Origin of the sequence: Undibacterium sp. RuTC16W (assembly GCF_049339445.1) — a bacterium.
In the GTDB taxonomy this organism is placed as follows: domain Bacteria; phylum Pseudomonadota; class Gammaproteobacteria; order Burkholderiales; family Burkholderiaceae_D; genus Undibacterium.
Genome location: NZ_JBMPPE010000006.1, coordinates 226,294 through 246,763 on the forward strand (window position 1 = coordinate 226,294; position 20,470 = coordinate 246,763).

A 20,470-nucleotide genomic window follows, 5' to 3' on the forward strand; every position below is an offset into this window, starting at 1 on the left:
CATATGATTCCTGGCGAAATGCTGATTGAAGCAGGTGATATTGAACTCAATGTTGGCCGTGTTACTGCATCCATCGTGGTGGCGAACAGTGGCGACAGACCGATACAGGTTGGCTCCCATTTTCATTTTTTTGAAACCAATCCCGCATTGGAATTTGATCGCAACGGCGCTTACGGCATGCGCCTGAATATCGCCGCGGGGACTGCGGTGCGCTTTGAGCCGGGACAGAAGCGTACGGTGGAACTGGTCGCTCTGGCGGGTGATCGTAAAGTGTATGGATTCAACGCTAAGGTCATGGGCGCACTGAGTCAGCCTGAATCTGAGTCTGAGTCTGATCTTGATCCTCAGGCTACAGCAGGCACTGATAAAAACAAGGAAACGAAATGAGCAAGATATCACGCCATGCATACGCAGAAATGTTTGGTCCGACGACTGGTGACCGGATTCGTTTAGCCGATACCGAACTGTTTATTGAAATTGAAAAAGACTTTGCCACTTATGGCGAAGAGGTAAAGTTCGGTGGCGGCAAAGTCATCCGCGATGGTATGGGACAGTCGCAGCGTAATTACAAAGACGTGATGGACACGGTCATTACCAATGCAGTGATCCTTGACCATTGGGGCATTGTGAAAGCAGATATCGGCCTCAAAGGCGGCAAGATCGCTGCCATAGGCAAAGCGGGTAATCCGGATATCCAGCCGGATGTCACGATGTGCATCGGTGGCGCGACAGAGATCATTGCCGGTGAAGGAATGATCGTTACCGCAGGCGGCATCGACTCGCATATTCATTTCATCTGCCCGCAACAGATAGAAGAAGCATTGATGAGCGGTGTGACGACCATGCTGGGTGGCGGCACCGGTCCGGCGACGGGTACCGCTGCGACTACCTGTACGCCTGGTCCATGGCACCTGCATTCGATGTTGTCGGCGGCAGATGCTTTTCCGATGAATTTAGGCTTTCTCGGTAAAGGTAATGTGAGCTTGCCGGTGCCACTCGAAGAACAGGTACTGGCGGGAGCCATCGGCTTGAAGCTCCATGAGGACTGGGGTACGACTCCAGCGGCAATTGATAATTGCCTGGCTGTTGCTGATCGCATGGATATCCAGGTCGCGATTCATTCGGATACCTTGAACGAAGCGGGTTTTCTGGAGCATACTCTGGCAGCATTCAAGGATCGCACGATCCATACCTTTCATACCGAAGGTGCCGGTGGTGGCCATGCGCCGGATATTATTGCGGCAGTCGGTCAGGCCAATGTCTTGCCATCGTCGACCAATCCGACCCGGCCTTACACCGTGAATACACTCGATGAACATCTGGACATGCTGATGGTTTGCCATCATCTCGATCCCGCTATCGCAGAAGATATCGCTTTTGCCGAATCCCGGATACGCCGCGAGACAATTGCAGCTGAGGATATTTTGCATGACATGGGCGCGATCTCGATGATGTCATCCGACTCGCAAGCGATGGGGCGGGTCGGTGAGGTCATCATGCGTACCTGGCAGACGGCGCATAAGATGAAGACGCAGCGCGGATCACTGCCAGAGGACAATGCCCGTAATGATAATTTCCGTGCTAAACGCTATATCGCTAAATACACGATCAACCCGGCGATCACTCACGGCATCTCACATGTGGTAGGTTCGCTGGAGGTCGGTAAGATCGCTGATATCGTGTTGTGGAAGCCAGCATTTTTTGGTGTAAAGCCTACGATGATTTTAAAGAGCGGCATGATCGCGGCGGCGCAGATGGGTGATCCGAATGCATCAATCCCGACACCGCAACCGGTGCATACCCGCATGATGTTCGGTGCTTATGGCGGCGGTTTAAAAACCTCGGTGACCTTCGTCTCGCAAGCGGCACTGGATGCTGGTATTGGCGCACAACTGCAACTGAGCAAGCCGCTGATTGCCGTCAAAAACATGCGGCATTTACGTAAAGCAGACATGATTCATAATGCGGCAACGCCAAAGATGGAAGTCGACTCCGAGACATATGAAGTACGCGCTAACGGTGAATTACTGGTCTGTGAACCAGCCAAAATTTTACCGATGGCACAGCGCTATTTTTTGTTTTAATCATTGAAGTGAATATTGGCAGGATGTACGTGAAAATAAAAACCTCTTACCACATAGGTACAGAGGTAAAGAGGCACAGCTTGCCCGATGGAATGTGAAAACGAATCCGCAAGCGGAGTGCGCCTGTTGGCACACAATGCCTCTGAAAGCCGCATCCAGCCTGCGGATACCATGTTTGTATGTCCCGATTTATTTGATAACGTATTTTAAACACTAATTTAAAAACGAATTTTATAATTATGCTGACCCTGAACACCAAAGTAGATCAAGCCGACAGCATTGTCGGTGAACTGGTTCTGCCTTATGAATTACGTGAAAAAAGCCGGCAACGTGCGACGCTGAGTTCCGGTGAGGACGTGGCGGTATTTACTGTACGCGGCACAGTGCTGCGACATGGTGATTTGCTGCAAGGGATGACAGAGTCCGGTGAGATTCAAGTCGTTAGGGTACTGGCCGCCAAAGAGGCGACTTATCGCGTGGACTGCCAGACGCCTCATACCTTGTTGCGTTGTGCGTTCCATCTTGGTAACCGGCATACGCAGGCGCAAGTCGGCGACGAGGCGGGTAGCGGATTTTTGCGGATTCGTAAAGATCCTGTGCTGAAAGAAATGCTGGAAGGTCTGGGGGCAATCGTGAGCGAAGAGCAGGCTGCGTTTGAACCAGAATCCGGTGCCTATGGCGGCGGGCACCATCATCACGGTGACGATCACCACAATCTGTTAGCACCGGTACCTTTGCGTCAAAAGATTCACCGGCCAGCTCAGCTTACTACGGACAAGACCTCGTAAACTTGTATGCAATCCGCTTCGCTCCTGCATTTATTTCAGCTTGCCAGTCCCTCACTACCTATTGGCGCCTACAGTTACTCACAAGGGCTGGGGGCAGCGATAGAAAATGGTCTCGTCAGGGACGAGGCATCGGCACGCACTTGGATCGTTGATGCTTTACATCATGTAGTCGCCCAGTTCGAGGCGCCGATACTCTGGCGTTTGTTGAGCGCATTCGCTGCGCGTGATACGGCGGCAGTGAGCCAGTGGACCGAGCGCTTTATCGCTGCACGGGATACGGCAGAGTTCCGTGCCGAGACGATACAGATGGGATATTCCTTGTCGAAACTCGCCATCGATTTAAAAATTGCCGACGCGTCATTGCTGGCTATTTTGCAGCAACAGAACGAAGTACCGTTGCCAACCGCCATGGCGTTTGCTTCTGTCGCTCTGGATATTCCAGCCGATGCCTGCGTGTTGGCGATGCTGTTTTCATGGGCTGAAAATCAGGTGTTGGTCTGTGTCAAATCGGTGCCTTTGGGGCAGGTATCCGGACAACGCTTGTTGCTCTCGCTACGATCAGAATTAGAGGCCGCTGCACTTACTGCGCAAACTCTGCCTGATGACGGGTTATCGAACTGGTCGCCCGGCTTATCGTTATTGTCGATGCAGCACGAAATCCAGTACAGCCGTCTCTACCGATCGTAAAAAGTTTTTTAAGTTAACGTATTGTGCACAACTATTCCATTCAAAAATTATGACAACAACTTCAGTAGCGACTACCTCAAACCCTCTGCGTGTCGGTATCGGCGGCCCGGTAGGTTCCGGCAAAACTGCCTTATGTGAAATGCTGTGCAAAGCCATGCGCGATCACTACGACATGGCGGTCATCACAAACGACATCTACACTAAAGAGGATATGGAAATCCTGTTGCGCGCCGACGCTTTACCCGCCGAGCGCCTGATGGGAGTAGAAACAGGCGGATGTCCACACACGGCGATTCGTGAGGATGCGTCGATTAATCTTGAGGCAATTGCCCGCATGAGCGCTGAGTTTCCCGATCTGGATTTGATTCTGGTGGAGTCGGGCGGTGATAATCTCGCAGCCACTTTTAGCCCTGAATTATCTGATCTGACGATCTATGTCATTGATGTGGCTGGCGGCGAAAAAATCCCGCGCAAGGGCGGCCCTGGCATTACCCGTTCTGACTTATTGATTATCAATAAAACCGATCTGGCACCGTATGTCGGCGCAAATCTCGATGTCATGGCACATGATGCAAAAAAAATGCGCGGTGAGCGGCCGTTTATTTTTACCAATTTGCGCAGCGGTGATGGTGTACCTCAGGTGATCGAATTTATTTGTAAACAGGGATTACTAGGCGAGGGGCGGTAAACTGGTCTGGTCGCAAACGTGCCAAATACTGACGAGATAAACTATGAGGCTAACTTGTTGGCCAGCGCGCCTAAGGTCTGCATTGCAGCCTCCATACGATCATCCCAAGGGTGGCCGTAATTAAGTCGTATGCAATGCTGGAAGTCCGTTTTTGCCGAAAAAATAGAACCGGGTGCGATGCTGATACCTTTTGCCAGTGCAAGACGATGGAGTTGCAGAGCATTAATTTTTTTCGGTAAGACCACCCAGATAAAATATCCTCCCTCCGGCTGCCGGAAACCAGTCCCCTCAGGAAAATACCGGGTGAGGGCTTGCATCATCTGACTTTGCTGTATCGATAAGCGTAAGCGTAATTGTCGTAAATGCCGGTCATAAGTCCCTTGTGCCAGATAAGTCGCCAGTGCGGCTTGTGATGGCACGGCGGCTGAGAGTGTCGTCATGATTTTGAGTCGCTCTATCTTGCGTGCGAATTTACCCGCGATGACCCAGCCGATCCGGTAACCCGGTGCCAGACATTTGGAAAAAGAACTGCAATGCATGACCAGATCATGACGATCAAATGACTTGGCATGCACGGGGCGTTGTCCGTTCAGATACAGCTCGTGATACACATCATCTTCAATCAGCGGTACCTGATAACGAGCCAGCATATCGACCAGTGCCTGTTTCTTAGCAGCGGCCATCGTGCTGCCCAAAGGGTTCTGAAAATTACACATCAGCCAGCATGCCTTGGGCTGGTGTTGTTGCAGTGCCTGCTCCAGCGCTTCCAGGTTGATACCGTCCCGTGGATGACTTGGAATTTCCAATGCTTTTAAACCTAACCGTTCAAGTGCCTGTAGTGCGGCATAAAATCCGGGGGATTCCAGTATCACCGTATCGCCTGGATGGGTGACGGCTTGCAGGCACAGGTTTAGCGCCTCCAGCGCGCCGTTGGTGATCATAATATCGTCGCTTGTAATGGCAAGTCCGTCGCGTACATAACGTAGCGCAATTTGCCGCCGCAACTCCAGATTTCCCGAAGACAGATCGGCGACGGTATGCCAGGGATCCAGCTTGCGTACACTGCTGGCCATTGCCTGCGCCAGTTTTGGCAGGGGGAATAAGAGCGGACTGGGAAATGCCGAGCCCAGGGGAACGATATCTGGTGTTTTCAATGAACCCAGCACCTCAAATACCAGTTCGCTGACATTGACATCGGTTGAGCGGATATCAGGATGACCCATTTCCGGTTCGGGTGGCAAACGCTCAAGCCGCGCCCGGACAAAGTAGCCGGAACGCTGCTTGCTGACAATCAGGCCGCGCGTTTCCAAGAGGTAGTAGGCCTGGAAGACGGTGGATGCGCTAATGCCACGCGTCTCATGCCAGGCTCTGACGGAAGGAATGCGATCGCCGGCACGTAATGTTCCTGCCGCGATCATCTTGCTCATTTCTTCAGCGAGTTCTTCGTATAATTTCATGAGTCGGCATCTGATATGGTTTTTTATAAAGAATCTGATTCTGTTTTTTTAATGATTTTACCGCTATGCTGAGTGTTCTTCTTATTTGCCCTTATTTCTTATCCTTAATTTTTGTCCTTGTCTTTACTTAAGTACCCCCTTGCAATTGGATTCATCATGTCATTGCTGTCCTCCTCACTTCGTTTGCCGTTTGCTGTTGTTGCCATGCGCCTGATATCGCTGACGATATTTTTCTTCACTATGTCTGCGCAGTCGCAATCCTTGTCCGCATTGCCTGACACGCTGAACCAGCGCCTGAAAGCCTGCACCTCATGTCATGGTCAAGAAGGTAAAGCGGCAAGTGATGGTTATTACCCGCGGATTGCAGGCAAACTGGAGGGTTACTTGCTGAATCAGTTAAAAAACTTCAGAGATGGCAAACGTACTTATCCTTTGATGACATATATGGTGGGAAATATGTCGGATACTTATCTGCAAGAGATCGCCCATTTTTTCTCAGAACAGCATCCGCCTTATCCTGCGCCTCAGCAGATTGATGTGACGGCAGCGGTCATCGAGCGTGGCAGGCAGTTAGTGCAACGCGGCGATCAGGCTAACAAGTTACCCGCCTGTATTGCCTGTCATGGTGAAAAGATGACGGGCGTCGCACCGTTTATTCCGGGTTTGCTGGGTTTGCCGCGAGACTATATCAACTCACAATTAGGTGCATGGCAAACTGGTAGCCGTCATGCCCAGGCGCCCGATTGCATGGAGCAGATTGCACGTAAACTGACTCCGCAGGATATCGCCGCCGTATCAGCATGGCTTGCTTCGCAAACATTACCGGCTAATCCGGTAGCGATTTCTGCCAGTGAGTTCAAGGCTAAGCGTCCTATGTCCTGCGGCACTATTCCTGAATAAGCGATCGATATGATGAAACGAATTTTTGTAAGCTTAGTGGTAGTGCTGGCGCTGATTGTATCGGGCATTTTTTGGTACGGAAATCAGTTGGGTTCGTCTTTACCGGCAGATATAGGAAGGACAGCGGGAGCAACTGAACATGCCACGGATCTGAATGCTGAGATCGTCCGGGGCGCTTATCTGGCGCGTGCCGGTAATTGCATGGGCTGCCATACAACCAGAGGTGGTGACGCCTATGCCGGTGGCCGCATGATTGCGTCTGAGTTCGGTGATTTCGTCTCGCCGAACATCACGCCGGACAAAAAAACAGGTATTGGCAACTGGACTTTTAATGATTTCTGGAATGCCTTGCATAACGGTAAATCGAAGGACGGTCGCCTGTTGTATCCGGCTTTTCCTTACCCCAGCTATACCCAGATTTCAGCGGTTGATGCACAAGCGCTGTTCGCTTTTTTTCAGTCAATACCGGCTGTAGAACGAAAGAATCAGCCGCATGCACTGCGTACACCTTATGATCAGCGCGGCCTGTTGGCATTCTGGCGTGCTTTATATTTCAAGCCCGGAGAATATCAGCCACAACCCGCACAAACCGTGGAATGGAATCGCGGTGCCTACCTGGTGAAAGGCCTTGCACATTGCGGTGCCTGTCATACCAGCCGCAATGCGTTGGGTGCCAGTGATCTGAACAACGAATTAGGCGGCGCTTATATGCCGGTCAGTAACTGGTATGCACCATCATTGCTGGCGCAAGACGAGGCTGGAGTCCAGACATGGTCAGCGGCACAGCTCAGTCACTTATTAAGAGACGGTATTTCAGTGCGGGCCCATGCATCTGGACCAATGGCAGAAGTCGTTGCCAGCAGTCTGCAATACCTGAGCGATAGCGATATACAGGCGATGACGGTATATCTGCAATCCTTGCCGAAGGTGACCAAGTCAAAAGCCGACCTGCTGGACCAAGCGCTTGCCGGACCAGCCGCCGGTAAAGAGGAGATGGAACGCATCATGTATCTCGGCGGCGCGCTCTACAAATTCCATTGTATCGATTGTCATGGCGATGGCGGGCGCGGTGCGCCACCGGCGTACCCTGCGCTACAAGGAAATGCTGCCTTGCAAATGACGTCGGCCGCGAATCCGGTGCGTATGGTACTGGCTGGCGGTTTTCCTGCCGCGACCAAAGGCAATCCGCGTCCTTACGGCATGCCGCCCTTTGCGCCGACCTTATCAGATACCGAGGTCGCTCTGGTCATATCCTATGTCAGAAATTCATGGGGTAATAAAGCACCGGTGATCGGTGCGTCCGAAGTGAACCGGTACCGTACGGCACCTCTGGATTGAAAGGGTCTTCACTTCCTTTTCGTTCTTGCATCATTGCGCTTTATAATAAGCTTGACGAGTCCTTTTTCAATCTGCGCAGAGAGGGACGGCTTGATGATTTCCCAGACTTTGAAACCGGGAAACCTGACCTGGCAATGACATCAAGATAACTATCAAAACGGAACCACACAAATTGACATCCGATTCCAGCAGTGCTGAGCAGCGCCGTTTGCAAATGGCCGATATTGCCCGTCTCGCCGGAGTCTCTACCTCGACAGTATCGAGAGCGCTCAGTGGCAGCTCTCTGGTGAATGATGAGACCCGTAAGCGGATCGAGGAGCTAGCCCGGTCGTTAAATTACACGATCAATATCGGTGCGCAGAATTTGCGCTTAAAACAAAACCGCACCGTGGCGGTGGTTGTTCCTTACGATTCGGCGACGCGGCAGCATTTATCTGATCCGTTTTTCCTGAGTATGCTGGGCAGCCTTGCTGACGCCTTAACCGATCGCGGGTTCGACATGTTGTTGTCGCGGGTAGATGCAGAACGCCTCGATTCTGCTGCACAAATTTATGATACTGGCCGCGTGCTTGGCGTGATTTTAATTGGTCAGTGGCGGCATCACGATCAATTGAATCAACTCGCTGCGCGTCGTGTCCCCATTGTTGTCTGGGGCGCACAATTGCCTCAGCAATTGTATGTGACTGTTGGTAGCGATAATGTCATGGGTGGTTTGTTAGCGACGGAGCACTTGATTCAATCTGGTCGAAAGCACCTGGCTTTTTTTGGCGATACACAATTGCCTGAGGTCGCGCATCGCTACGAGGGCTATTGCAAAGCACTGAGCAAACATGGGATCACTCTGGATGAACGACTGGTGGTTCCGGCGTCATTTATAGAAGAGGGCGGGCGTCTGGCGGTTGAAGAATTATGCCAGCGTGGCATCGCGTTTGACGGTCTGTTTGCATGCAGCGATTTACTGGCAATGACCGCAATTAATACCTTGAGAGAAAAAGGCTTTCAGACGCCAGACGATGTTGCTGTAGTCGGTTACGACGATATTGAGCTGGCACGTTACTTCCATCCTCCTCTTACCACTGTACGTCAGCCAATTGCGCTGGCAGGACAAGCCTTGGTCGATGCGTTACTGGTATTGGCAGATCAGCGCAACGCGACGCCACAGTTGCTCTCAACCGAGCTTATTCCGCGCTCAAGCAGCCGCTCTGGCTAGATTTTCTATGTCATTCATCAATTTAATTTCAAAATACAATCGTTTGCAATAATTTTAAAAAATACATCTGCCTAATTTGAAATATGCACCCTGATTCAGCAGGATATTTCGTTTTGCATTGCAGCAAAAGACATGAGGGAGCATCTCTCATGTTGTGTGACTCATACAGATTTTCATCACATAACAGGATAAAAGACGCAGATTTTTTGGAGAAAAATCCTACATTTCAGAAAGATCCGGCGCAGGTAAAACAGTCTTCGCAGATAGACTTCAGTTGGAAAATAGCACGATCAGCTTAAAAATTTCTCCTTTTCATCAGATATGATTTTATTGCACCGCGCTATTACAATCGATTGCAAAGAAAAATATTTTGCACGATAATTCACCACACCTGCACTACAAAAGATCTTCATCAATGTTTGCCATCGGATGAGCGGAGAATCAGGCGAGGATTGCTGGAGGTCTTTTGTCACTGCTTTGCATGCGCTGAATCGCCAGCGTCCTGGCAAGCAGAAAAAAGGTGACGACACCGCCGGAACAAGTGCGCATTGTTTTGGACATAATGAATAAAACGGAGACTGTAATGACATCACAACGCATCAAAATGACACGTATGGCCAGCGTAGTATCAATGGCAATTTTTCAAATGAGTGCTGCCTGGGCACAGGAAGCGGCAACGAATCAGGATAAAGAAAAAAATTCACTGAACCTGAATTCTGTGATTGTGACCGGAACGCCATTAGGCACTTCCAAGATGAAGGCCAGTGTATCGATCAGCACTCTTGATGCCGATCAGATTTCGCAATCTGCACCGACGAACGCAGCGGAGATTTTGCGTGCAGTACCTGGTATTCGTGCCGAGTCATCAGGCGGCGAAGGCAATGCGAACTTGACCGTGCGTGGTGTGCCTATTTCTGCGGGCGGCGCTCGTTACGTGCAGTTTCAGGAAGACGGTTTGCCGTTGCTGCAATTTGGCGATATCGCATTCGTTACTCCCGATATGTATTTACGTGCGGATGGTGGATTGAGCCATTTAGAGGTAGTACGCGGTGGTACCGCGTCAACAATGGCAACGAATTCACCAGGTGGCATCATTAATTTCCTGAGCAAAAACGGTAGTGAAAAAGGCGGCAGCATCGGCATTACCAAAGGCCTGGATTTCAATCAGACCCGCTATGATTTTGACTACGGCGCACCGATTTCAGACAAAACCCGTTTCTTCATCGGCGGCTTCTACCGCAACGGTGACAGCTCACGTCCTGCTGGGGTAACAGCAGAAGATGGGGGGCAGATCCGCGCCAATATGACGCATGAGCTGGACAACGGTTATGTACGTCTGAGTTTCAAACACCTAGATGACAAGTCACCGATGAATATGCCTGTTCCAGTCAAGACGGTGAATGGCACGATCTCAGAATTACCAGGCATTGATCCACGCACTGCGAGTTTTTACTCTCCTTACTGGACGCGCGATATCGTTCTGGACAAAAACAATAACAAGATGTCGACCAATATCAACGATGGCTTGCATGTCGTTAATAATGCTTTCGGTGCCGAAGCCTCATTAAAACTCGGTAATGGCTGGACATTGGATGAAAAATTTCGTAAGTCGACGAATACTGGACGATTCATTTCCATCTTCCCGGCAGACAATGGGACTACTTCAAGCGGGATGACATACGCAACTGGTCCGAATGCTGGCAAGGCTTATACCGGTGCTGCGTTTACCGCGGCTGTTTTTAACACGTCATTAGATGATCTCGGTAGTACGGTTAATGACGTTAAATTGTCGAAAGTATTTGATACCGGTAGCGGTAAACTGGCAGCCACCGTCGGTTTGTATTCATCATTGCAAAATCTGGGCGTGACCTGGAACTTCAATCATTATCTCTTGCAAGCAACAGGTGATAAGCCTGCCTTGATCAATTCCAGTGCCACGGTTCCGGGTACGCAAGGTCTGGTCGCGCAGGGGACGGATGTCTGGGGCGGCTGCTGCAATCGCAGTATTGATGCGCAATACAAAACCAATGCAACTTATGCCAATCTGGGCTGGGAAAGCGGTAACTGGAATCTTGACGGCAGCCTGCGCTACGATAAGCAAGATGCAAGCGGTACTTATAATCAGGCAGTCAATCAGGCATATCGTGCCGCGAATGTGAAATTCATCGATTATGGTGTAAATCACACATCCTATTCCCTTGGCGCAAACTATCGCCTGACACGTGACCTGGCATTGTTTGCCCGTGTCAGTGAAGGCATTGCATTCAATGCTGACCGCATCATGTTTGGCAATCCGCTGGATGGTACGACGCCGATCAGTACCAATATCGTGAAACAGACTGAAGCCGGTGTGAAGTGGAAAACCGGTGATTTCAGCAGCTTCGTGACTTTGTTCCAGGCAAAAACCGCAGAGTCGAATTTCGAGGCGACCACCCAGAAATTCACTGCCAATACCTATGATGCAAAAGGTCTGGAGATTGAGGCAAGCTACCGCATGGATGCGTTCCGTATGACTGGTGGCCTGACTTATACCAATGCGACGATCGTGGGAGCAAATGATAGCTCCGTGATTGGTAAGACACCGCGCCGTCAGGCTAAGTTCGTGTATCAGATTGCACCGACGTATACCATCGGTGACGTGGTGCTTGGCGCTAGTGTGATCGGTACCACCAAGTCCTTTGGTGACGACGGGAATACGCTGACCTTACCTGGATTTAATGTCTTGAACGCCTTCGTCAATTATCAACTGACAGAACGTGTGCAAGTGTCTCTGAGCGCGAATAATCTTCTCAATACCATTGGTTATACCGAGGTCGAAGGCGATGGACATGCGGCGCGCTCGATCAACGGACGCACATTGCGTGCGACCTTGAAATATAGCTTCTGATTTCCTGCTACTCCAGCAGTTTTTAGGCTCTCGTCACATTCCCTCCTTGTGGGCGAGAGTCATTTTCTTTTTTTTATGTTTTTAAAGTCTGGTTCTTTTGATGAGTCCGCACGCTATTTTTGATCGTCTTCTTCAATCTCTGGTAGCGCAACTGCCCTCAGATCAGCATGTTTTAATTACTTTACGTTTTCAAAAACAGGCGCCGGTATTGATAGACAAGCTACGCACTCTGTACGGCAATAAATTTGATAATGAAGCCGGTTTTATCGATTGGCTAGAGAAGATGTTGCGTGTAACCGGACGTTTGATTGTTGATCGCCCTTTAGCCTTACGCGCTCTGGATGTACAACGTAGTGGCAGCCGGGAATGGTTTTCTTCGCAGGATACGCTGGGTTATTGCGCCTATGTTGATCGTTTCGCCGGAGACCTGCGTGGCGTTACCGCGCGTATTCCTCATTTGAAAAAATTGGGCGTTACATACTTGCACTTGCTGCCTTTCCTGAAAGCGAGGCAGGGTGACAATGACGGTGGTTTTGCCGTGGCCGACTTTGATGCCATCGAACCAAAACTCGGTACGATGGAGGATTTGCAAGAATTGACGGCGCAGCTGAGATCTTCTGGGATTAGTTTATGTTCAGATTTTATTTTGAATCATGTGGCTGACGATCATCCCTGGGCATCGGCTGCAAAAAGGGGGGATCCTGTTTATCGCGATTACTTCTATCACTATCCGGATCGCACTCAGCCAGAGATTTTTGAAGCGAGTCTGGGGCAGGTATTTCCTCAGGTGGCACCGGGTAATTTTAGTTTTGTCCCGGAGATGCGGCAGTGGGTGTGGACAACGTTTTATCCGTATCAATGGGATTTGAATTACACCAACCCTGCGGTATTTGCTGATATGGCTACCGCCTTGCTGCAACTGGCTAATCGTGGCGTGGAGGTATTTCGCCTCGATTCGACGGCTTTTCTCTGGAAGCGTGAAGCAAGTAATTGCATGAATCAGCCCGAAGCGCACTGGATATTACAAGCTCTGCGCTGCATCGTCGATATTGCTGCCCCCGGCGTTTTGCTCAAGGCAGAAGCGATTGTTCCGACTGCAGAATTACCCGCCTATCTCGGCAGCCAGGATCACACTGTAAAAGAGTGTCATCTTGCTTATCACAGCAGCCTGATGGCAGCGAGCTGGGTAGCGCTTGCCGAACAAGATACCGATCTGCTGCGCGCGGTCATTCAGGCGACACCAGTATTGCCGGAACAGGCAAGCTGGCTGACCTATGTGCGCTGCCATGACGATATTGGCTGGAATGTGCTACGGCCTGAGGCTAGTTCCGGTACGCAAGACGTGCAGCAGCGACTATCGTACGTGTCCAGATTTTTTGCCGGTGAAGAAGCTAGTTTCGCGCGTGGTGCGAGCTTCCAGGCTAGCGATCCGGATGCGGTGCATGGTACTGTCGGCATGGCATCTGCGTTGGCAGGTCTTGTCAGCGCCAGCACGTCGCTGGAACAGGAATACGCATTACGCCGCATATTATTATTGTATGGTCTGACATTGTGCTTTGGCGGCATGCCTTTGATTTACATGGGCGATGAATTTGCGCAATTGAATGACGACGATTATCGTCTGCAAGCAGGACATGAATACGATAGTCGCTGGTTACACCGGCCTCTCTGGAATACGGAGTTAGAAATGACTGCCCATGACGTCAGTACGATTGCCGGAACCATGTTCCGCAGCTTAAGTCACTTGCTACAGCAACGGCGCTCCCTGCCGCAACTGGCAGCGCATCAATCGCGTCGTTTGTTGACTGGGGTGCCGCCTGAAGTGCTGGCCTTTGCCAGAGGCGCAGACGATGAGGCTTTGCTGTATATGGCAAATTTTTCAGATCAGACGATCACATTAGATTTAGTCTCTTGCGTGACGCAAGCCGGGCTAAAAACGGAGCACTGTCTCTGGCGTAATCAGTTAGATCAGAGCGTCCATGGGGATACGCTGAATTTGCTGCCCTGGTCGCAGGTCTGGCTGGCCAGAGCAACAGATACGCTACACAAAAAGACACAGGACATAGATACACAAACGCTGTCACCAGATAACGCTGGTAAGCCAGAGCAGTGCTCAACCACCAACGGAGTCATCGCGTGAACAACAATTGGAAGCCCGTCCTTATTTTTGGCGAAGCGTTGATCGATGATTTTCCAGATGAGCAAGTAGTGGGAGGTGCACCGTTCAATGTGGCGCGTACACTCGCTTATTTTGGTGCTGATCCTCTGATGATTTCGCGGGTAGGCAGTGACGCAAATGCGGACCTGATCATGCGCGAGATGCAGCGCTTTGGCGTGCAACAAGACGGCATACAGATAGATACTCTGCGCCCTACCGGCAGGGTAGAGGTCAGGCTAAATGATGCTGGGAACAAAGCAAATCATCATTTTGATATTTTGCCAGATCAGGCCTATGACTATATCGAGACCGGTGCAGCTCTGAGCATCCGCGACAAGCTTTGTCCTGATCATGATGCGGGTTTTATCTATTTTGGAACGCTGGCGCAGCGCATGGAATCTTCACGTAAAGCGCTATATGCATTGCTGGATAGTACTCGTGCGATGACTTATCTCGATTTGAATTTACGTGCGATGCAAGTCAGCATGAGCACGATAGAGCGTTCTCTGCATGCAGCTGATATCTTGAAAATCAACGAAGAAGAATTACAGACATTGGTCAAAATTTATCTGCGAGATACGCAATACGCCACGCTGGATGTCAGCGACAGCGCACAGTCCTGGCAGGGCGGCATGTCTTCGTTGTTGGTGATGTTTAAGTTGCGCGCAATCCTGGTGACGCTGGGTGCTCGTGGCTATGCGTATTTTGATCGTGACGGTGAGTACCTCAGTAATGGCGACGTCCAGATTGCGACAGAGCTTGTCGATACGGTTGGCGGCGGGGATGCATTCTCTGCGATTTTTTTACTCGGTTTACAGCAAGGCTGGAGCCTGCCGCTGACCTTGCAGCGGGCACACCAATTTGCGGCAGCTATTTGCGGTGTGCGAGGAGCTGTTGCAAGTGACATGCAATTTTACGAACAATGGCAAGCCAGATGGATGGCAGAGTCAGCGGAAAAAAATACTGGCAAGGGAGCCATCGCATGAATCAGATAAACAGTCAGCAGAATTTTGGCGGTGTTGTGAAACCTAAGCCTGGCTTATCTTTCTGGCAGATTTTGAATATGAACGTCGGGTTCTTTGGCATTCAATTCAGCTTCGGTTTACAACAAAGTAGTATGAGTCCGATTTATGCCTATCTCGGTGCTGATGAAGCCAGTTTGCCGTATCTGTGGCTTGCCGGACCGGTGACCGGTCTGATCGTGCAACCGTTGATCGGCGCGATGAGTGACCGCACGGTGACGCGCTGGGGGCGACGCACACCATATTTTCTGGTCGGGGCGCTGCTGTGCAGTCTGGGTTTGTTGTTGATGCCGTTTAGTCCGACTTTGTGGATGGCGGCGAGTTTGCTGTGGATACTGGATGCCGCCAACAACGTGACGATGGAGCCGTATCGTGCTTTTGTGAGTGACAAGCTTGATAAAAGCCAGCACTCGATTGGCTTTTTGACGCAGAGCGCATTTACCGGACTGGGGCAGACACTCGCTTATTTGACGCCATCGATTCTTGTCTTGCTAGGGATGAGCCGCGATGCAGTAAATGACAATCATATTCCTCATATTGTGATCGCTGCATTTTTGATTGGCGCCGTGTTTTCTATCGCCTCGATTTTATGGACACTGAAAACATCTCCTGAAATTCCTTTAACTCAAATTGAGATCCAGGTACTACAAAACAAACCCGGCGGCTGGCGCGCGACGCTGACAGAAATAGCGCTGGCTATGAAAGAAATGCCACCGACCATGCGCCAGTTAGCCTTGGTTAAATTGTTTCAGTGGTATGCCATGTTCTGCTACTGGCAATACATCATGCTGTCATTGGGACGGACGATTTTTGGCACGAGCGATTCAAGTTCTCAGGGATTTCGTGAGGCGGGATTGTTGAATGGACAGATTGGTGCCTTTTATAACTTCATCGCATTTGTCGCAGCGTTTGCCTTAGTGCCATTTACTCGCCGCTACGGGCCGAAGCTCACACACGCGGTGTGCTTGACACTTGCAGGTCTGGGAATGCTGAGTATTCCCGGGATTCATACGCCTGCTTTATTATTTATCCCGATGATCGGTATTGGCATGGCGTGGGCTAGCATCATGGGCAATCCCTATGTGATGCTGGCGGGGAGTATTCCGGCAGAGCGCACCGGGGTGTATATGGGGATCTTCAATATGTTTATCGTGATTCCCATGATTATTCAGATCGTCACTTTGCCCTTGTATTATCAACGCTGGCTGGGCGGCAATCCTGAAAATGTGATTCGCTTAGCCGGTGTTCTGCTGATCTGCGCGGCATGTTCAGTCTCCTTCGTGAAGCTGCAAGCCGACGCCGCCAAAGAGACGTCAGCATAGTGTGAGCATATTGACAATAAAGCGGCAGCAAAGCCTTGCCGGATGCCGTGGTACTCTTGATTACTGTTGCAATGACCACTGCAATGGTTTGCCATTTTTATCGGTAACCGTGGTCATTTCCTTATACACCCGAGCCTGGATCGCGTCAGGCAGGCGCACCAGATCGACGTTGTTGACCAAATGATCGCCGTTTAAAAATCCCCAGGAAAAGAACTTCAGTACTGCAATCGTCTTTTCTGGTGTGGCAGACATCTGAGGAATAATCACAAAAGTTCCCATCGTGATCGGCCATACATTGGGGCCGGACTTATCTGTCAGCATTTCGTCAAAACTGGCCTTGCTCTTCCACTGGCTCGCCGTCAACGCCGCAGCGAAACTCTCTGCTGACGGAGGCAAAAATTTACCATCACGATTTTTCAATTGCACAGCGGTCAATTTATCCTGCAAAACATAGTTGTAATCGATATAGCTGATGGCATAGGGCGTTTTTTTGATGCCCGCCACAATACCGCTACTTCCTTTGATCTGCGTCAAGTCCTTATGCCATGCGATGGTGAAATTTTTGCTGTAGGCTGTTTTCCAGTCTGCACTGACTTTACTTAGATAGTCTGTGTAGTTATAGGTTGTACCAGAGCCATCCTGACGTACGATGACTTCGATGTTTTTCGCTGGCAGATTGATTGCCGGATTAATGGCAGCGATCGTTGCGTCATTCCACATGGTGATTTTCCGTGAAAAAATGGCGGCGAGGATGTCACCCGTCAGTTTCAGATCCCCTGATTTAATGCCGGGTAAATTCACGACAGGTACGACGCCCGAGATCGCGGAGGGGAATTGAATCAATTGTTCTTTTTTAAGGTCGGCAGCGCTCATTGCCACGTCACTGGCACCGAAATCAACCTCTCTGGCCTTAATCTGCTTAATCCCGCCTGACGAACCGACGGGTTTGTAATCAAGTGTATCGGCAGATTTCTTGGTATAGGCCTGGGCCCAGATATTGTAGAGCGGTGCTGCTGCAGAGGAGCCTGCACCATTCAGGGTAGCAGCGCTGGTGCTGACAGATGGTGACAATAATAAGAGAGATAGCCCGATTACAGGGGCGATACGATAGAGAGATTTCATCATGTTCAGGGAGCTGGTGAGAGGTGTTCAGTAATGCGGATAGGTGAAATAAAGCGGGATTGCAATAAAACGCAGGCAGTATTATCTCGCAAATTCAGAATCTGTCTTAAAAAGACCTTGTCATGCAGAGGTCATTTAATTCAATTAGTTTATATAGATAGAAAGAAATGACATTTGTAGAATTGAGATAAATCGTTTATATTATTTGTATATTTAATTCATGGAGGTGTTTATGGCTACTGCCCCGAGTAAAAAAACAGCAACAACGGACAAACCGGTTGCTAAAGCTGCCGGTAAGATTGCGGTAGTTCCCGCTAAAAAAATTGCAACTGCCGCTAAATTAGTCGCCATTCCTGCTGATAAGCCAGCAACTAAGCCGGCAACTAAGTCAGCCGTCAAGCCAGCGACCAAATCAGCTACAAAGAAAACAGTTGCCAAGGTCAAACCCGTCGCGAAAGTCGCTGCAGCTAAGTCATTGAAACCCGCTGCATTGAAGCCTGCATCAGCCAAACCGGTTGCAGCCAAAGCAGCGGTAGCCGCAATCGCGAAGGTAAAAAAAGAGAAACTCGTACGTGACAGTTTCACCATGCCTGAGTCTGAATACGAAGTTCTCAGCTCAGTGAAAAAAGCCTGTCTGAGCGCTGGAATCGAAGTGAAAAAGAGTCAATTACTCCGCATAGGTCTGGTCTTGCTGAATAAGGCCAATGTGACAGAATTGAAGACGCTGATCAATGCACTGGCGCCATTGAAGGCCGGACGTCCTAAAAAAGATAAATAAATCGTCTTGCAAAAGCAGGCGTTAATGATGGCGAAAAGACTACGAAAAGACCGAAATAGTCGAGGTGGCTTCATCGTCTGATGGATCCTGTATATACCCCGTTCGCCTGGAATACTTACTCGGTAATTTTGTTTAATTGAGTCACTAAGTAATCTCACTAAGTACCTCAATAAGTTACCTCAATAAGCAGGCTCGCCTCAACCGCGAGCCTGTTGTATTTTTGCCTGTCATAAAACCGACATCAAACTGTCATCTTGTTGAAGTAATCCTCCATTAATCTTCGTCCGTCAAAATGCTAAACACAAAAAGGACGACGCATGAGATTACTCACGATACCTGCGGATGCCAATCCGAGTTTTTCTAAACTCAGCCTGAGTCTGGCGAGTACCGCCAAAGAAGTAAAAGAAGTCCAGCGCCTGCGCTACAAGGTTTTTATTGAAGCGATGGGCTTGTCGGCACTCAGTAATCCTGACGGTCTCGACAAGGATGAGTTTGATGAACACTGCGATCACCTGATCGTGCGTGATACCAAAACTTTAAAAGTCGTAGGCACTTACCGTATCCTCGGTCCGAATGCAGCACGTCATATCGGTCGCTATTATTCCGAAACAGAATTCGACTTATCCCGTCTTCACAACATTCGCGGCAGTATTGCCGAAGCAGGGCGTGCCTGCATTCATCCTGACTATCGTAGCGGCGCAGTCATCATGCTGCTCTGGGCAGGACTGGCTGCATACATGCGCCGTGAGCGTTGCTCGCACTTGATCGGCTGCGCAAGTATCAGCCTGACTGATGGCGGTCACAATGCCGCAGCGATTTACCGGAATTTTAAAGAGGCAGATTTCTCCCCTCTGGAATATCGTGTTACGCCTCTGTTGCCGTTTCCGTATGAGGAGATGGATGCTACGCATGATGCACGTATTCCACCGCTGCTCAAAGGCTATCTGCGTGCCGGTGCCTGGGTCTGCGGCGAACCGGCATGGGATCCTGATTTTCACTGCGCCGACCTGTTCGTGATGTTGCCCTTGTCGAATCTGGATGATCGCTATGCCAAACATTACGGCACTGAGGAGATAGCAAAATGAAACCTGGCGACCACTTCCTGAATCAGAAACTGTTTAAAACCAGTAAAAAAGACGTCATACGTTTTCGTAGTATCTGGATATCTGATCTGCATTTAGGAACGACTGGTTGCCAGGCAGCGCGCCTGCTCGAATTTTTACAGGCCACAGAATCAGAGACGTTGTATCTGGTCGGCGATATCATCGATGGATGGCAACTCAAGCGTCGCTGGTACTGGGATCAGACGCACAATAACGTCGTGCAAACCGTGTTAAAAAAAGCCAAGAAGGGAACCAATGTTATCTTCGTTCCCGGTAATCACGATGAATCGATCCGGCAATTTATCGATCTTGATTTTGGTGGCATCAAGGTCAGGGATGAACTGGTACACGTCACGGCTCAAGGCAAGCGCATGCTGGTACTACACGGCGATCGCTTCGACGGTGTAATCGCCTGTGCCAAATGGCTGGCCTATGTTGGTGATAGTCTGTACACCGTTATCCTGAAATTCAATCAGGTCTTTAACAACTGGCGCGCACGTGCTGGTTTGCCGTATTGGTCGCTCTCGCAATATCTGAAACTCAAAGTCAAAAACGCCGTCAGTTACATCAGTTCTTTTGAAAATGCACTGGCCGACGAAGCACGCAAGCGAGATCTTGATGGTGTGATTTGCGGCCACATCCACAAGCCTGAAATCCGCGATATCGACGGCGTCCTTTACTGTAACGATGGTGACTGGGTAGAGAGCTTATCCGCGCTGGTAGAGGAGGCGAACGGCGAGCTGAGACTGGTTAGCTGGCATGACATCATGCAGGTTAATCATCCTGCATTACTAACAGAACCTGAATTAGTGAATGCCTGAACCACTATATTTTATGGGCCTTCCAGGCAGAAATGCCTTGGAAAGACCGATGGATAGTGCGGAATGGTTTTTGGAAGTTCTCTTTTTGAGATTGCCAGATCGCGT

17 protein-coding genes are annotated in these 20,470 nt (G+C 50.0%); 15 read left to right on the forward strand and 2 right to left on the reverse strand.

Features of this window, described 5'->3' with window-relative positions; all coding sequences use genetic code 11:
• Positions 1–3 precede the first annotated feature (3 nt).
• The 5 genes from ACO0K4_RS13460 (at position 4) to ureG (ending at position 4,247) form a co-directional block, all read left to right on the forward strand.
• Entirely contained in the window at positions 4–387 is a 384-nt protein-coding gene (locus ACO0K4_RS13460; RefSeq protein WP_422957145.1) for an urease subunit beta, read from the forward strand.
• Positions 384–2,084 (forward strand): urease subunit alpha, encoded by a 1,701-nt coding sequence (ureC, locus tag ACO0K4_RS13465; RefSeq protein WP_422957146.1) that lies wholly within the window; start codon positions 384–386, stop codon positions 2,082–2,084. The genes ACO0K4_RS13460 and ureC overlap by 4 nt, the downstream gene beginning before the upstream one ends.
• 239 nt (positions 2,085–2,323) lie before the next feature.
• Entirely contained in the window at positions 2,324–2,872 is a 549-nt protein-coding gene (gene ureE / locus ACO0K4_RS13470) for an urease accessory protein UreE (RefSeq protein WP_422957147.1), read from the forward strand.
• A gap of 6 nt (positions 2,873–2,878) precedes the next feature.
• Positions 2,879–3,559 carry an urease accessory protein UreF gene (locus tag ACO0K4_RS13475; RefSeq protein WP_422957148.1) on the forward strand — a complete coding sequence of 227 codons (681 nt, stop codon included), beginning with the start codon at positions 2,879–2,881 and terminating at the stop codon, positions 3,557–3,559.
• Between the two features lie 49 nt (positions 3,560–3,608).
• Positions 3,609–4,247, forward strand: a complete 639-nt coding sequence (ureG, locus tag ACO0K4_RS13480; RefSeq protein ID WP_422957149.1) for an urease accessory protein UreG — start codon at positions 3,609–3,611, stop codon at positions 4,245–4,247.
• Positions 4,248–4,288: 41 nt separating this feature from the next.
• On the opposite strand, the gene ACO0K4_RS13485 is transcribed toward ureG, so the two are convergent.
• Complete coding sequence (locus ACO0K4_RS13485; protein ID WP_422957150.1) at positions 4,289–5,704, reverse strand: PLP-dependent aminotransferase family protein; 1,416 nt, start codon at positions 5,702–5,704, stop codon at positions 4,289–4,291.
• A gap of 156 nt (positions 5,705–5,860) precedes the next feature.
• On the opposite strand from ACO0K4_RS13485, the gene ACO0K4_RS13490 reads away from it, so the two are divergent.
• From ACO0K4_RS13490 to ACO0K4_RS13520, 7 genes are all read left to right on the forward strand, one after another.
• A complete protein-coding gene (locus tag ACO0K4_RS13490; RefSeq protein ID WP_422957151.1) occupies positions 5,861–6,604 on the forward strand; it encodes a c-type cytochrome in 744 nt (247 codons plus the stop codon).
• Between the two features lie 9 nt (positions 6,605–6,613).
• On the forward strand, positions 6,614–7,942 hold the full coding sequence (locus ACO0K4_RS13495) for a c-type cytochrome (RefSeq protein WP_422957152.1): 1,329 nt from the start codon (positions 6,614–6,616) through the stop codon (positions 7,940–7,942).
• Positions 7,943–8,114: 172 nt separating this feature from the next.
• A complete protein-coding gene (locus ACO0K4_RS13500; RefSeq protein ID WP_422957153.1) occupies positions 8,115–9,152 on the forward strand; it encodes a LacI family DNA-binding transcriptional regulator in 1,038 nt (345 codons plus the stop codon).
• Positions 9,153–9,735: 583 nt separating this feature from the next.
• On the forward strand, positions 9,736–12,039 hold the full coding sequence (locus ACO0K4_RS13505; RefSeq protein WP_422957154.1) for a TonB-dependent receptor: 2,304 nt from the start codon (positions 9,736–9,738) through the stop codon (positions 12,037–12,039).
• Positions 12,040–12,139: 100 nt separating this feature from the next.
• Positions 12,140–14,179: an amylosucrase gene (locus ACO0K4_RS13510; protein WP_422957155.1), complete on the forward strand. Its 2,040-nt coding sequence runs from the start codon at positions 12,140–12,142 to the stop codon at positions 14,177–14,179.
• A complete protein-coding gene (locus ACO0K4_RS13515) occupies positions 14,176–15,183 on the forward strand; it encodes a carbohydrate kinase family protein (RefSeq protein WP_422957156.1) in 1,008 nt (335 codons plus the stop codon). Before ACO0K4_RS13510 ends, ACO0K4_RS13515 begins: the two co-directional genes overlap by 4 nt.
• On the forward strand, positions 15,180–16,541 hold the full coding sequence (locus ACO0K4_RS13520) for an MFS transporter (protein WP_422957157.1): 1,362 nt from the start codon (positions 15,180–15,182) through the stop codon (positions 16,539–16,541). Before ACO0K4_RS13515 ends, ACO0K4_RS13520 begins: the two co-directional genes overlap by 4 nt.
• Before the next feature lie 60 nt (positions 16,542–16,601).
• On the opposite strand, the gene pstS is transcribed toward ACO0K4_RS13520, so the two are convergent.
• Entirely contained in the window at positions 16,602–17,666 is a 1,065-nt protein-coding gene (pstS, locus tag ACO0K4_RS13525) for a phosphate ABC transporter substrate-binding protein PstS (protein WP_422957158.1), read from the reverse strand.
• Between the two features lie 229 nt (positions 17,667–17,895).
• Between pstS and ACO0K4_RS13530 the strand changes: the two genes are divergently transcribed.
• The 3 genes from ACO0K4_RS13530 (at position 17,896) to ACO0K4_RS13540 (ending at position 20,365) form a co-directional block, all read left to right on the forward strand.
• Positions 17,896–18,441 carry a hypothetical protein gene (locus ACO0K4_RS13530; protein ID WP_422957159.1) on the forward strand — a complete coding sequence of 182 codons (546 nt, stop codon included), beginning with the start codon at positions 17,896–17,898 and terminating at the stop codon, positions 18,439–18,441.
• A gap of 317 nt (positions 18,442–18,758) precedes the next feature.
• Positions 18,759–19,526 (forward strand): GNAT family N-acetyltransferase, encoded by a 768-nt coding sequence (locus ACO0K4_RS13535; protein WP_422957160.1) that lies wholly within the window; start codon positions 18,759–18,761, stop codon positions 19,524–19,526.
• Positions 19,523–20,365, forward strand: coding sequence for a UDP-2,3-diacylglucosamine diphosphatase (locus ACO0K4_RS13540; protein ID WP_422957161.1), 843 nt, complete (start codon positions 19,523–19,525; stop codon positions 20,363–20,365). The genes ACO0K4_RS13535 and ACO0K4_RS13540 overlap by 4 nt, the downstream gene beginning before the upstream one ends.
• Positions 20,366–20,470: the final 105 nt, after the last annotated feature.

Bases quoted from the DNA above. Each gene is read 5' to 3' on its own strand.
- ACO0K4_RS13520 (WP_422957157.1), top strand. From the start codon at position 15,180: ATGAATCAGATAAACAGTCAGCAGAATTTTGGCGGTGTTGTGAAACCT.
- ACO0K4_RS13485 (WP_422957150.1), bottom strand. From the start codon at position 5,704: ATGAAATTATACGAAGAACTCGCTGAAGAAATGAGCAAGATGATCGCG.
- ACO0K4_RS13505 (WP_422957154.1), top strand. From the start codon at position 9,736: ATGACATCACAACGCATCAAAATGACACGTATGGCCAGCGTAGTATCA.
- ACO0K4_RS13535 (WP_422957160.1), top strand. From the start codon at position 18,759: ATGAGATTACTCACGATACCTGCGGATGCCAATCCGAGTTTTTCTAAA.
- ureC (WP_422957146.1), top strand. From the start codon at position 384: ATGAGCAAGATATCACGCCATGCATACGCAGAAATGTTTGGTCCGACG.
- ACO0K4_RS13540 (WP_422957161.1), top strand. From the start codon at position 19,523: ATGAAACCTGGCGACCACTTCCTGAATCAGAAACTGTTTAAAACCAGT.
- ureG (WP_422957149.1), top strand. From the start codon at position 3,609: ATGACAACAACTTCAGTAGCGACTACCTCAAACCCTCTGCGTGTCGGT.
- ureE (WP_422957147.1), top strand. From the start codon at position 2,324: ATGCTGACCCTGAACACCAAAGTAGATCAAGCCGACAGCATTGTCGGT.
- ACO0K4_RS13490 (WP_422957151.1), top strand. From the start codon at position 5,861: ATGTCATTGCTGTCCTCCTCACTTCGTTTGCCGTTTGCTGTTGTTGCC.
- ACO0K4_RS13460 (WP_422957145.1), top strand. From the start codon at position 4: ATGATTCCTGGCGAAATGCTGATTGAAGCAGGTGATATTGAACTCAAT.
- ACO0K4_RS13495 (WP_422957152.1), top strand. From the start codon at position 6,614: ATGATGAAACGAATTTTTGTAAGCTTAGTGGTAGTGCTGGCGCTGATT.
- pstS (WP_422957158.1), bottom strand. From the start codon at position 17,666: ATGATGAAATCTCTCTATCGTATCGCCCCTGTAATCGGGCTATCTCTC.
- ACO0K4_RS13530 (WP_422957159.1), top strand. From the start codon at position 17,896: ATGGCTACTGCCCCGAGTAAAAAAACAGCAACAACGGACAAACCGGTT.
- ACO0K4_RS13475 (WP_422957148.1), top strand. From the start codon at position 2,879: ATGCAATCCGCTTCGCTCCTGCATTTATTTCAGCTTGCCAGTCCCTCA.
- ACO0K4_RS13510 (WP_422957155.1), top strand. From the start codon at position 12,140: ATGAGTCCGCACGCTATTTTTGATCGTCTTCTTCAATCTCTGGTAGCG.